Raw genomic sequence first — 12,150 nt, forward strand, 5'->3', positions numbered from 1 at the left:
TCGCCGGACGATGGGCGGGAACCCAGCCTCCAGCCGTGAATGAGGTCTTCCGTGTCCGCTCCCGCCGTCGACGCGGGGATGCGACAGCGGGCCGTGCCACCACGGTCACGCGTCCCGCTGTCCTCCACCGCCTGGCAGCGCCTCGTCAGCCCCCTGGTCATCGTCGTCGTCTGGCAGGTCGTCAGCGCCGCCGGGCTCCTCCCGGAACGGCTCCTCGCCTCACCCCTGAAGATCCTCACCACCGCCGCCGGGCTCGTCCAGGAGGGCGTCCTGCCCGAGGCGATCGCCGTCTCGCTCCAGCGGGCCGCGATCGGCTTCGCCCTGGGCGCGGTCGCCGGAATCGGCCTGGCCCTGGTCGCCGGGCTCAGCCGGGTGGGCGAGAACGCCGTCGACCCGCCGCTGCAGATGCTGCGGGCGCTCCCGCTGTTCGGCCTGATCCCGCTGTTCATCCTCTGGTTCGGCATCGGGGAGATCCCCAAGGTGGCCCTGGTCGCCCTCGGCGTGCTCTTCCCGCTCTACCTCAACACCTTCTCCGGAATCCGCGGCGTCGACGGCAGGCTCGCCGAGGTGGCCCGGGTGCTGCGGCTGAGCCGCACGGAGACGGTCACCCAGATCGTCCTGCCGGGCGCGCTGGCCCAGACCCTCGTCGGCCTGCGGCAGAGCCTGGGTGTGGCCTGGCTGGCGCTGATCGTGGCCGAGCAGATCAACGCGGACGCCGGACTGGGATACATGATCAACAACGCCCGGGAGTTCCTGCGCACCGACGTGGTCGTCGTCGGCCTGATCGTCTACGCGATCCTCGGCCTGCTGACGGACGCGGTGGTGCGCCTGCTGGAGAGGAGGGCCCTGTCATGGCGGCAGAATTTCCTGTCACGCTGACCTCGTCCCGTACCGAGGCCTCGTCCCGTACCGAGGCCCCGCCCCGAGCCGAGTCCCGATCCGCTACGAGGCCCCGGCCCTCCGCGGAGGCCCCGTCCCGTACGGCGGCTCCGGTGGCGGCGGTCAGGGGGCTCAGCCGGGCCTTCGGAGAGCGGCGGGTCCTCGACGGGATCGACCTGGAGATCGGCCGGGGCGAGTTCGTCGCCCTGCTCGGCCGGAGCGGCTCGGGCAAGTCCACCCTCCTGCGGGTGCTCGCGGGGCTCGACCCCGGCGCCAGGGGCGAGGTCGAGGTCGGCGACACCGTCGCCGTGGCCTTCCAGGAACCCCGGCTCGTGCCCTGGAAACGGGTCCTGGCCAACGTCGCCCTCGGCCTGCGCGCCCCCGACCCGCGCGCCGCCGCGCTGGCCGCGCTGGAGGAGGTCGGCCTCGGCGGCCTGCGCGACGCCTGGCCGCTCACCCTGTCGGGCGGCGAGGCCCAGCGGGCCTCCCTGGCCAGGGCACTGGTCCGCGAGCCCGGCCTGCTCCTGCTCGACGAGCCGTTCAGCGCCCTGGACGCGCTGACCCGCATCACCATCCACCGGCTCGTGCTCGACCTGTGGGCGAGGCACCGCCCCGGCATCCTCCTCGTCACCCACGACGTGGACGAGGCCATGCTGCTGGCCGACCGCGTCCTGGTGCTCGACGGGGGCGCCATCGCCCACGAGTCCAGGGTCGAGCTGCCCCGGCCCCGCCACCGCGACCACCCCGACCTCATCGCGCTGCGCTCCACCCTGCTCGACCGGCTGGGCGTCACCCCGGAAGGAACCACATGAAACGTCGTGTCACCGCCCTGATCGCCGCGGCACTGCTCCTCACCGTCACCGCCGCATGCGGGGCGGGGGAGGAACGACGCGTCCGCGCCGACGGCTCGGTCGACCTGTCCCAGGTGACGCTGCGCGTCGGCGACCAGAAGGGCACCGGCCTGCAGGCTCTGCTGACCGCGGCCGGCCAGCTCGACGACGTCGAGTACAAGGTGACCTGGTCCCAGTTCACCTCGGGGCCGCCGATCCTGGAGGCCATCAACGCCGGCTCCCTGGACTTCGGCGCGGTGGGCAACGCCCCGCCGGTCTTCGCCGCGGCCGCAGGGGCGAAGATCGCCATCGTCGCGGTCTCGGAGAAGCAGGTCGGAGGCCAGGCCATCGTCGTCCCGGCGGACTCGCCCATCAAGGCCCCGGCCGACCTGCGCGGCAAGCGCGTCGCCGTCGCCAAGGGCAGCTCCTCGAACTTCCACCTGCTGGCCGTGCTGAAGAAGGAGGGCCTGAACTTCGGCGACATCCAGCCCCAGTACCTCCAGCCGCCGGACGCCCTCGCCGCGCTCTCCTCCGGCAAGATCGACGCCTGGGCCATCTGGGACCCCTACACCGCCCAGGCCGAGGTCCAGACCAAGGCGCGCATCCTGATCGACGGCAAGGGCTACGCCAACGGCTTCGAGTTCCAGATCACCGGCGAGGACACCCTCGCCGACCCGGCCCGCACGGCGGCCCTGGGCGACTGGGTGGGGCGGATCCGCAAGGCGCACCAGTGGGCCAACGACAACCAGGACGAGTGGACCAAGGTCTACTCCGAGCTCACCGGGCTCGACCCGGGGATCGTCGGCACGGCGATCAAGCGCAGCTCGTTCAAGGACCTCAAACTCGCCGGGGACGTCGTCGAGCGCGAGCAGCTGGTGGCCGACGCCTTCAGCGAGGCCAAGCTCATCCCGGCACCCATCAAGATCGCCGACGTCGTCGACACCCGCTTCGACGCCACCCTGGAGAACCCCTCGTGACGCCCTTCCCGAGGCCCGGAGGCACCCGATGAAGTTCCACTGGTTCCTGCCCACCGCCGGCGACAGCCGGGTCCTCACCGGGGGCGGCCACGGCCTCGCCAGAGGGCACGGCCGCTCCGAGGCGGCGGCGTTCCGCCCGCCGGACATCGAGTATCTCGCGCAGGTCGCCCGCTCCGCCGAGCAGCTCGGCTTCGAGGCCGTCCTCACCCCGACCGGCACCTGGTGCGAGGACGCCTGGCTGGTCACCGCCGCGCTGACCCGCGAGACCGAACGGCTGAAGTTTCTCGTCGCGTTCCGGCCGGGCTTCATGTCCCCGACGCTGGCCGCGCAGATGGCCGCCACCTACCAGCGGCTCTCGCGCGGCAGGCTCCTGCTCAACGTGGTGACCGGCGGGGAGACCGTCGAGCAGGCCAGGTTCGGCGACCACCTGTCCAAGGACGAACGCTACGAGCGCACCGACGAGTTCCTGTCGATCGTGCGCGGCGCCTGGAGCGGCACCCCGTACGACTTCGAGGGCACGCACTACCGCGTCGACGGCGCGATGGTGTCCGAGACGCCCGATCCCGTACCGGAGATCTACTTCGGCGGTTCCTCGCAGGCGGCGGGGCCGGTCGCGGCCGGGCACGTGGACGTCTACCTCACCTGGGGCGAGCCCCCGGAGCAGGTGGCGAGGAAGATCGAGTGGGTCCGCGGGCTGGCCGAGGAGCAGGGCCGCAAGCTCCGCTTCGGCATCCGGCTGCACGTGATCACCCGCGACACCGAGCGCGACGCCTGGGCGGAGGCGGAGCGGTTGCTGGCCGCCATCGACCCGGCCGACATCGTCTCGGCCAGGAAGCTGCTGGGCCGCAGCGAGTCGGTCGGCCAGAAGCGCATGCTGGAGCTGCACGAGGGCTTCGCCGGTGGCACCGCCCGCGACCTGGAGATCCACCCGAACCTCTGGGCCGGGGTCGGCCTCGTCAGGGGCGGCGCCGGGACCGCGCTGGTCGGCAGCCACTCCCAGGTCGCCGAGCGGATCGAGGAGTACGCCTCGCTCGGCATCGAGGAGTTCGTCCTGTCCGGCTACCCCCATCTGGAGGAGTCGTACTGGTTCGGCGAGAACGTGCTTCCCCGGCTCGCCGCCGCGCCCGTACCGAGGTGAGGGTGGGGGCGTGGCGGAATCCGCGCCCGTCTCGGGACGAGCGCGGCCGCCGTGCCCGTCCTGGGTGATCGCGCGACACCCGGCGGTACGCCTTGCGTCAGGCATGGGCAGGGAGGATTCTCTGCCCATGCCTGACGATCGCCCGTACGACATCGTGCTGTTCGGCGCCACCGGGTTCACCGGGACGCTCACCGCCGGCTATCTCGCGCGCCACGCCGGTCCCTCCGTGCGCTGGGCCCTGGCCGGGCGCAACCGGGCCAGGCTCGAAGCGGTCAGGGACCGGATCGGCCTGCCCGAGCTGCCGCTGCTCCACGCCGACGCGACCGACCCCGCCTCCCTGGCGGAGATCGCGAGGCAGGCCAGGGTCGTCGCGACCACGGTGGGCCCCTTCCTCTCCTACGGGGAGCCGCTCGTGGCCGCCTGCGCCGACGCGGGCACCCACTACGCGGACATCACCGGCGAGTCCGAGTTCGTCGACCGCATGTTCATCCGCCACCACGAGCGGGCCAGGCGGACCGGGGCCAAGCTCGTGCACGCGTGCGGTTTCGACTCGATCCCGCACGACCTCGGCGCCTACTTCACCGTCAAGCACCTGCCCCGGGGAGTGCCGCTGGAGGTCAGCGGGTTCGTCAGGGCCTCCGGCAGCGCGTCGGGCGGTACGGTGCACTCCGCCGTCACGGTGATCTCCCGCTTCCGGCAGGCGGCCGAGGCCGCGCGTCTCCGGCGCGAACTCGAAGGGCACCCCTGGGCGGGTCCCGCGCCCGGGACCACGGCCGCGGCCGGGGCCGTCGCGGCTTCCGGGGGCAGGAAGGCGCGCGGCGGGCCCGGGTCGCTCCGCTACGTCGGGGGCTGGGCCCTGCCGCTGCCCACGCTCGACCCGCGGGTCGTCGCCCGCTCGGCCCGCGCGCTGGAGCGTTACGGCCCCGACTTCACCTACCGCCACCACTACGCGGTCAGGCGACTGCCCGTCGCGCTGGGCCTCGCCGCGGGGGCGGGGGCGCTCGCCCTGCTGGCCCGGATCCCCCCGGCGCGTGCCCTGCTGCTGCGACGCTTCGCCCCCGGGGACGGTCCCGGCGCCGAGCGACGGGCCAGGAGCTGGTTCAAGGTGACCTTCCTCGGCCAGGGGGGCGGGGCGCGCGTCGTCACCGAGGTCGCGGGCGGAGACCCCGGTTACGACGAGACCGCCAAGATGCTCGGAGAGTCGGCGCTCTGCCTGGCGACCGACGACCTGCCCGACGTCTCGGGCCAGGTCACCACCGCCGTGGCGATGGGCGACGCGCTGATCGACCGGCTCCGGCGGGCGGGCATCACGTTCACGGTGCTGAGCGACTCGCGGAAGGAGACGCCCGCCTGACCGGCCGGTACCGGCTTCGTCCGGACGCGACCGGCCGGGACCCGTTCCGCCGGTCGCCCGCTCGGGTGGGGTCGCCGTCTCAACCGGCGAGGGACAGGGCCCATTCGGCAACGCGCAACCCCCGGGTCGTCCAACTGCGCGGGGCGTAGCCGAAGTTCCCCCGTACCTCCCAGGCGAGATCGACGACCCAGACGCCACGGCTCGCAGCCACCCGCCCCACCGTTGTCGGCTTGTAGAGGAGTGCGGCCGGCCGCTGACCGGGCTCCGTCTCTCTTTCGGCAGTAACGGAACGTGCGCATCGAGCCGACCTCGCGGAGCCGGGCGGTTTCCTCACCAGATGCTTGTGGGACTGCGAGTCGTCCGTGCCCCCACTTGCCGGACCTCGCCACGACACCGTTCCGGCCGGCTGATTCGTCTTCAGCGCCTCCTCATCGCCTGTGAGCACGCTCGGTCACCACCGAAAGTGAGCCAGAGCCGTTTGATCGACAGACCCGAGGGGTGGTCCGACGTCGCTGCCGCGTGGTCAATAAGCTCGCTGGACAGGACTGTCCGAGCTTTGTGGTTTCGCTTGTCCTTGCCAGTGAGCGAGGAGTCGGCGGGTAGCGAGGGTGTGGGGGTGGTCATAACCCAAGATGCGCATCTTGTGCTCTAGCAACCTGGCGAGGGCACTCGCGGCGCCAGCCCCGTCCCCGGCCCGGCCCCGCCACTGAGCGAGGTTACCTCGGGTGATGAGGGTGTCGGGGTGATCTGGGCCGAGCACTCGTGTTTGATCGGGTAGCAGCTCGGCGAGGGCGTCTGCGGCTCCCGACGCATCCCCGGCCGCCCCGCGCCAGTAAGCGAGGAAGCCTCGGGTGTTAAGGGTGTCGGGGTGATCTGGGCCGAGCACTCGTATTTGATCGGGTAGCAGCTCGGCGAGGGCGTCTGCGGCTCTCGACGCTTCTCCTGCCCGACCTTGCCATCGGGCGAGATTATGGCGGGTGGTGAGAGTATCGGGGTGATCTGGCCCCAGTACACGCATCCGGACGCCGAGTAATTCCTCAAGGGCACCTGCGGCTCCGGCCTCATCCCCTGTCTCCCCTCGCCACTGGGCGAGGTTGTGTCGGGTGGCGAGAGTGTCAGGGTGATCTGAGCCGAGCACTCGCACGTATTTGCTCAACAGGTCCTCGAACGCGGCTGCTGCCCCTGCCGGATCCCCGGCCGCCCCCCGCCAGGACGCCAGCTCATACTCGGCGGACAACGTGTCAGGGTGATCGGGGCCGGATAGACGAAGGGTGATGGTGTGCAGGCGGTTACATTCGGCGAGGGCCTCAGTGACCTGCCCAGTCTCACCCAGACTTGTCACGGCGTGAAGCAGGACCGGGTGAGCCCGGTCGTTTCGCCGCCACAGGATGGTGGCGGTGACGTCTCGCAGCACGCTGGTATTGGCGCGGAGAACAGGGCCGACCTGATCCCGTTCAATGGGCGGCCAGATCACCTGCAGCGCGTCAGCGGCGGTGTACGCGGCCGCAATCAGTTCGACGGCGTCGAGGGATTCGCGGGTCGCACGTTGGATGAGCCGGTGCACTCGGATCTCCTGCCAGGTCGCCTGCGGGTCGTGGCCGAGGAGACTGAAGCGATGCAGCATCCGCAGGCCGTCACGAGCGTCGGCAGCCGATACCTCCCCGGCGGCCCGGGGCCGTCGTTCGGCGGCGAGGTAGTCCAGCACCGGGGCACTGGTCAGCGCGGCCTGCGGGATGCCGTGCGGATCCAGCAGCGCCGCCACCCGCAGCAGCGGGCGGGCCAGCCCGGCGGGCCGGGCCCGATCGGCACGGTCGATTGACAACGACCAGGCGGCGGCCACGATCGCGGGGTGGTCATCGGGCAGGCCATCGTTCTCGGGAACCACCTCGGCCAGGGTACGGCGCCGATCGGCCAGCCGCTCCCGGTAGCCGGCGCAGTCCAGGTCCGCGTCGATCAGGTAGGCGGCCGCCTGTGCCAGTGCCAACGGCAGGTAGCCCAGGTCGGCGGCCAGAGCATCGATCTCCGTCTCGGTGTCGATGCGTTCGTGGACGGCGAGTTTGGCACTCAGGTAGGCGCGCGCCTCAGCCGCGGTGAATACCCCCACATCAACCAGGCGACGGCCTCGTTCGGCGAGGGCGGCGTCTCGGCGGCGGGTGGTGACCACCACTCGGCCCGCCGTGCCCGAGGGCCACAGCTCCCGCACATCCGCGGGATCCTGCACATCGTCCAGCACCACCAGCCACCCCGTCGGCGTGCTCTGTACCCAGGTCAGGAACCGGCGCGCAGCCTGCTCTACGTCGCCCGGGTCAGTGTGCAGGCCGAGTTCGGTGGCGGCTTGGGCGTAGCCGGCCAGGATCTGCGGACGAGAGGTCGCGCTCACCCACACCACCACCCCCACCCCTCGCCGCTCCCACACTCGACGGACGTAGGCGGCGGCGAGCTGGGTCTTACCGATCCCGCCCATCCCGGCCAGCACCTGCGAGACCACCACCGTCTCGCCGTCCTGGGCCGCTTCGATGAGCCGGTCGGCGATCTCGCGATCTTGAAAGCAGTCCGCAGCCCGAGGCACAACCCCCACCCAGCGCCGCACCGACTCACTCTCGGCCTCCTGCGGAGTGTGGGCAGACGGATGACGAGTGGGTGGGCGTCCACCGTGCCCCGCCCCCTGCCGGCGCTCGGCCAGCGCCCGCTGACGAAGCTCCTCCCACCACACCGGAGGCGGCGCAGCATAGTCGGGGAACCTGTGCCGAGCGCGACCGTGCAGGAAGGCGATCAACCAGTCGGCGACCTTCGCGCCGGAGGGGACGTTGCGACCGTTACGCCAGTCACTCCACGACGTGAGCGCCACCTTCAACGGCGGCACCTGCGCGGCCGCCTGCCGTCGGATCGCCGCCCCGGTCGGCGTACCAGCCGCCACATGCAACGCCCGCAGCGCCGCGGCGTACCGGCTGGTCGCATCCCCCGCGTCCACCGCCCCTGCCACGTCCGTCGTGTCGCCGATTTCGTTCAACCCTGTGCCTCTCGCACATCCGGATCCGGATCGAAACCATCCGGAAAAACTGCCCATCACCGCATTCCCCGAGGTCTTCCACCCTGCCCGCTCGACCGCACCGATGCGAGGGGATCCGGAAAACCCTCCGAAGCGGCTTCATAAGGGCACCGCCCCGGGCAAGCAGCGCCCGGGGCCCGCGATAAGGAGACCCGCCCATGATCGACCGCCCGTTCCTGCGACGCCTGACCCACGCCGCCTTGGCCGCCGCAGTACGCAGCGCGGCCGCGGCCGCCGCCTCGGCCCCCATCGCGTTGACCATCTGGTGGATCACCCACCGCTGACACGCCGGCTGTGCCGACTCCCGTGGCGTTCGAGTGCGCCCACGCGTTGGGCGACGAAGCGCGTCGGGTCCAGGCGAAGTCGCCTGGACCCGACGCCTGCCATCGGCTAGTAGGCGGTCATGCCCTGGTCCATCTCTGGGTGGCCTGGCCGTTGCACGTGGCGACGGTCACGGCGGAGGTGTTGCCGGTGCCGGTGACGTTGAGGCAGAGGTTGTTGGCGCCGCTGGTCACGGTGCCGTTGGAGTTGAAGGTCCACTGCTGGTTGCTGTTGGTGTGGCAGTCCCACAGTTGCACGCGGGTGCCGGAGCCGGCGTTCGTCGGGGAGTCCAGGCACTTGCCGAGGGTCTGGAGTCTGCCGGAGCCGTAGCTGAAGAGCTGGTTGGCGCCCGTGTGGCAGTCGTAGATCTGCAACAGGGTGCCGTTGGCGCTGGCGCTGTTGGGGGAGTCGACACAGCGCCCGGCGCTCTCGCTGCGCAGGCGGAAGCTGGTCGTCGGGGTCGGGGTGACCGTCGGGGTCGGGGTGACGGTCGGGGTGACGGTCGGGGTGGGCGTCGGGTTGGGTGTAGAGGTGCTCTGGAACTGGGAGATGAACTTCCACACCTCTCCCTTGGTCCAGGTCTGGGCGCCGTTCTCGGTGTAGGTCCCGTCCACCGGGGCGGGCGTGTGACCGTTGTCGTACGCGGCCCAGACGACCGGGTACCCGGCGCGGCACCCCGAGTAGGCGGTGACGATGTGGCCCCGGCTGCCCTGGCCGGGCTCGGGCGGGTTCTGCGCGGTGCAGCCGTTGTTGCGGACGAACCTGTCCCGCAACGCCCGTCCCTGCGAGATGTTGAGGACGCTGTCGGTGATGCCGTGCAGTCCCATGTAGGCGATGGGCTCGTTGCCGCCGCTGCATCCGCTGAGCTGCGCGCCGGCGAACACCGCGACCGCGCGGAAGACCGTCGCGCGGCTGCACGCGAGGGAGAAGCTCATGCCGCCGCCGTAGCTGAACCCCATGGCGAAACGCAGCGAGGGGTCGACGCAGAGATCCGCCTCCACCCGCCGCATGATGTCGTCGAAGAGGGTGACGTCCTCGCCGTTGGAGTTGGCCCAGCCGTTGTTGAGGCCCTGCGGCGAGATGAAGATCGCGGTGTTGTTCGACAGCTGCCGCTGTCCGTAGTAGGACCAGGAGGCCCCGCTGCTTCCACCGGAGTCGACGTCGTTCATGGTGCCGTTCAGCCAGTGGATGCCGAAGATCAGGCGATAGGGGTTGTTGTTGTTGTAGTTGGCGGGAATTCGCAGGATGAAGCTGCGATTCTTTCCGCTGGACTGGATGGTGTGTGTCCCGCTGCTCAGCGTCGGGTTCTTTCCACATCCTGCGGTTCCCGCGAGCGCGGCGGTGGACGCCGAGGCTCCTGTACTGCTGCTGCCGCTGCTCATCGCCGCGTGCCCCGTCACCAGGACGACAGCCGCCGCGAGCGCCACGGCCCCGAGGATGGACCTATGCTTCAACATTTGCGATTCCCTCTGGCTGTAGGGACCGGGCCGACGATAAAGACATGTCCTGCGTTCCTCTCCATCAGCGGCATCGAATGCCCGGAGCTGCGAAACCAGAATCGAGGTGTGAGCGCTAACGTTCATCGGTATGCCGCTTGCGCGCTGCATGGGGGTGTAATGCAAGGGAGCAAATACGACCTGATTGCGGATGTCAAGTAACTTGATTCGCAGCCTCGGACGCCGGGCCCGCGGGGCGTGTCCCCGCGCGTGCTGGCCAGGGAAGGCTCGTTTCCGTTCCCGGCGCGCAGGATGAAACTTTCGTGGCGAACGGGTCGATCGCGCGCCGGGCGGAGGGCGGTGGCCCTCAAACATGATCATGGAATATCGCCGTCACGTGCATTAGGTCTCGTCCAGAAGTTTCGGCAGAATTCCGATAGTTTCGGCCGTAATCGGCCAATCTAGGGTCGCGTGGGTCGGGGACCGCCGGGCTTGCAGCGTGTTCTACATGGTGGGTGAGTCGTTGAATGGTGCTCGCCCTCCAATCGAGACACGATTGGCCTGGCGGCGGGCGCGTTCGCGGTTGAGCCCCTTGTCGCGTGCGGAGCGGTTCTTCTTCGGCTTGTTTCGACATCGGGTCACCGCAAGGTGAACCGTTCCGATTTGCGCATCCAGTGCGTCCAGGAATTTGGATACATGCATCGAATTCCTTCGTTGCGCGGCCGGTGCGGCTCGCCTGCGGCCCAGCCCGAATGGAAATCCCCGCGAGCGGCCGCGAACGCCTCGACCGTCTGGGCGGGCACGCCCGTCACGCGTTCGACGTCGTCGGACGCGCCGGCGTGGCGGTTCTCCTGGTGCGGTCGGATCAATCCACCGGCGGCGACGGCGGCAAGGCTGCCGGCGGCCATCGGTCGCTCTCCTTGTGATGATTCACCTCTTTTCCTGGGCGTCCTGCTGCCTCCTCCGGACTCCAGGTCAGACGTGAACCACCGGTGTGTACTAGCGGTACACTTCAGGCATGCGAGTCGCCGTCAAGACCGTGGGCACCGTCCTCACCGCGATCCTTCTCGGCTACCCGCTCTGGGCGCCGGAGTGGGGGCCGGGGATCCTGGGCGAGATCGGGGCGCTGGGAATGCCCGGCGGGCCGATCGCCCTGGCCGTTTTCCTCGGCCTCGTCGCGCTGTACTGCCGCGCCCTCCAGCGGACGATGACGCTCGTACGGCCCGAAGCCCGGACCGCCTCCCCCGCGTCGGTCTGGTGGATGTTCGCGATTCCCTACAACTTCACCGAGGACTTCTTCATCGTGCGGGCCGTCTCCACCTCGGTGGCCGCCTCGACGACCGATGGCGCGCGCGTGCCGGGCGGATTCATCCGGTGGTGGACGGCGCTCGGATACGGCTGGTGCACTTTCCAAATCCTGTCGCTCCTTCCCGGAACGGCCGGGTACGCCGGCGGAGCGATCGCCCTCCCGCTGTGGGCCGCACACTGGATCATGACGGGCCGGGTCAATCGCAGGCTTGCCACCCGGCAGCCGGCCGCCCCGCTGACGGAAAGCCTTTAGGGAACCCATGCCGCTTCCACGCTTCGACCGGCTGCCGGCTGACGCGCGAGCCTCCATCCTCACCGTCGCCCGCGCCCACTTCGCGCGCGACGGCAAGGACGCCGCGTCCTTCAACCAGATCATCGCCGAGGCCGGCATCTCCAAGACCTCCGCCTATCACTACTTCGACGGCAAGGACGACCTCTTCGGCGCCGTGGTCGCCGACGCCGGAACCCGGACGCTCGCCGCCCTCGGCCCCTGGGTCGACGTGGCGGCGGGGGACGAGCTGTGGGAGCAGGTGGCGGCGGGTACGGTACGGCTGGTGGCGCACCTGCGTGAGCACCCGGACGACCGGGCCGTACTCGCCCGGCAGCCACACCTCGCCCGCGACGGCCGTTCCTGGATCCACAGGCTCGTCGCGAACGGCCTGCGCATCGGCTTGATCGATCCGTTCCCGAGCGCCGAACTGATCACCGTGGCGACGCTCGGCGTCTTCGACGCGCTGGACGCATGGGCGCTCGACCACCCGGGCGAGCCCGGCGACTCCGTCGCGGGCACGCTCACCCTGTTCCTCGCCCGGCTCTGGAACGCCGCCCCCGAAGGCGAGGACGCCGGGGCGTAGACCG

Annotated in this window: 12 protein-coding genes; 8 read left to right on the forward strand and 4 right to left on the reverse strand. The window is 70.6% G+C overall.

Annotation, left to right across the window (positions count from 1 at the left end; genetic code table 11):
- Positions 1-51 precede the first annotated feature (51 nt).
- The 5 genes from ACTOQ1_RS11485 (at position 52) to ACTOQ1_RS11505 (ending at position 5,178) form a co-directional block, all read left to right on the forward strand.
- Positions 52-879: an ABC transporter permease gene (locus ACTOQ1_RS11485; protein ID WP_440066329.1), complete on the forward strand. Its 828-nt coding sequence runs from the start codon at positions 52-54 to the stop codon at positions 877-879.
- Between the two features lie 113 nt (positions 880-992).
- Positions 993-1,691: an ABC transporter ATP-binding protein gene (locus ACTOQ1_RS11490; protein WP_440066331.1), complete on the forward strand. Its 699-nt coding sequence runs from the start codon at positions 993-995 to the stop codon at positions 1,689-1,691.
- The gene (locus ACTOQ1_RS11495; RefSeq protein WP_440066333.1) at positions 1,688-2,686 is read left to right on the forward strand and encodes an ABC transporter substrate-binding protein; all 999 of its coding nucleotides are present in this window, start codon (positions 1,688-1,690) and stop codon (positions 2,684-2,686) included. Before ACTOQ1_RS11490 ends, ACTOQ1_RS11495 begins: the two co-directional genes overlap by 4 nt.
- 28 nt (positions 2,687-2,714) lie before the next feature.
- Positions 2,715-3,824 carry an LLM class flavin-dependent oxidoreductase gene (locus tag ACTOQ1_RS11500; protein WP_440066335.1) on the forward strand — a complete coding sequence of 370 codons (1,110 nt, stop codon included), beginning with the start codon at positions 2,715-2,717 and terminating at the stop codon, positions 3,822-3,824.
- A 127-nt stretch (positions 3,825-3,951) separates the two neighbouring features.
- Positions 3,952-5,178 (forward strand): saccharopine dehydrogenase family protein, encoded by a 1,227-nt coding sequence (locus tag ACTOQ1_RS11505; protein WP_440066337.1) that lies wholly within the window; start codon positions 3,952-3,954, stop codon positions 5,176-5,178.
- 79 nt (positions 5,179-5,257) lie between these two features.
- Here ACTOQ1_RS11505 and ACTOQ1_RS11510 read toward each other — a convergent pair whose 3' ends face one another.
- Both ACTOQ1_RS11510 and ACTOQ1_RS11515 read right to left on the reverse strand, forming a co-directional pair.
- Entirely contained in the window at positions 5,258-5,389 is a 132-nt protein-coding gene (locus tag ACTOQ1_RS11510; protein WP_440066339.1) for a hypothetical protein, read from the reverse strand.
- 312 nt (positions 5,390-5,701) lie between these two features.
- A complete protein-coding gene (locus tag ACTOQ1_RS11515; protein ID WP_440066341.1) occupies positions 5,702-8,188 on the reverse strand; it encodes a tetratricopeptide repeat protein in 2,487 nt (828 codons plus the stop codon).
- A gap of 197 nt (positions 8,189-8,385) precedes the next feature.
- Here ACTOQ1_RS11515 and ACTOQ1_RS11520 point away from each other — a divergent pair, with 197 nt between their 5' ends.
- A complete protein-coding gene (locus tag ACTOQ1_RS11520) occupies positions 8,386-8,511 on the forward strand; it encodes a hypothetical protein (RefSeq protein WP_440066343.1) in 126 nt (41 codons plus the stop codon).
- Between the two features lie 117 nt (positions 8,512-8,628).
- On the opposite strand, the gene ACTOQ1_RS11525 is transcribed toward ACTOQ1_RS11520, so the two are convergent.
- Both ACTOQ1_RS11525 and ACTOQ1_RS11530 read right to left on the reverse strand, forming a co-directional pair.
- A complete protein-coding gene (locus tag ACTOQ1_RS11525) occupies positions 8,629-10,005 on the reverse strand; it encodes a ricin-type beta-trefoil lectin domain protein (protein ID WP_440066345.1) in 1,377 nt (458 codons plus the stop codon).
- A gap of 617 nt (positions 10,006-10,622) precedes the next feature.
- Positions 10,623-10,892: a hypothetical protein gene (locus ACTOQ1_RS11530; protein WP_440066347.1), complete on the reverse strand. Its 270-nt coding sequence runs from the start codon at positions 10,890-10,892 to the stop codon at positions 10,623-10,625.
- Between the two features lie 110 nt (positions 10,893-11,002).
- Here ACTOQ1_RS11530 and ACTOQ1_RS11535 point away from each other — a divergent pair, with 110 nt between their 5' ends.
- Positions 11,003-11,545, forward strand: a complete 543-nt coding sequence (locus tag ACTOQ1_RS11535) for a hypothetical protein (protein ID WP_440066349.1) — start codon at positions 11,003-11,005, stop codon at positions 11,543-11,545.
- Between the two features lie 7 nt (positions 11,546-11,552).
- A complete protein-coding gene (locus tag ACTOQ1_RS11540) occupies positions 11,553-12,146 on the forward strand; it encodes a TetR/AcrR family transcriptional regulator (protein ID WP_440066351.1) in 594 nt (197 codons plus the stop codon).
- Positions 12,147-12,150 lie beyond the last annotated feature (4 nt).

Source organism: Streptosporangium sp. OZ121 (genome assembly GCF_051918885.1).
Taxonomy (GTDB): Bacteria; Actinomycetota; Actinomycetes; order Streptosporangiales; family Streptosporangiaceae; genus Streptosporangium.

Bases quoted from the DNA above. Each gene is read 5' to 3' on its own strand.
- ACTOQ1_RS11495 (WP_440066333.1), top strand. From the start codon at position 1,688: ATGAAACGTCGTGTCACCGCCCTGATCGCCGCGGCACTGCTCCTCACC.
- ACTOQ1_RS11500 (WP_440066335.1), top strand. From the start codon at position 2,715: ATGAAGTTCCACTGGTTCCTGCCCACCGCCGGCGACAGCCGGGTCCTC.
- ACTOQ1_RS11505 (WP_440066337.1), top strand. From the start codon at position 3,952: ATGCCTGACGATCGCCCGTACGACATCGTGCTGTTCGGCGCCACCGGG.
- ACTOQ1_RS11520 (WP_440066343.1), top strand. From the start codon at position 8,386: ATGATCGACCGCCCGTTCCTGCGACGCCTGACCCACGCCGCCTTGGCC.
- ACTOQ1_RS11525 (WP_440066345.1), bottom strand. From the start codon at position 10,005: ATGTTGAAGCATAGGTCCATCCTCGGGGCCGTGGCGCTCGCGGCGGCT.
- ACTOQ1_RS11530 (WP_440066347.1), bottom strand. From the start codon at position 10,892: ATGGCCGCCGGCAGCCTTGCCGCCGTCGCCGCCGGTGGATTGATCCGA.
- ACTOQ1_RS11535 (WP_440066349.1), top strand. From the start codon at position 11,003: ATGCGAGTCGCCGTCAAGACCGTGGGCACCGTCCTCACCGCGATCCTT.
- ACTOQ1_RS11540 (WP_440066351.1), top strand. From the start codon at position 11,553: ATGCCGCTTCCACGCTTCGACCGGCTGCCGGCTGACGCGCGAGCCTCC.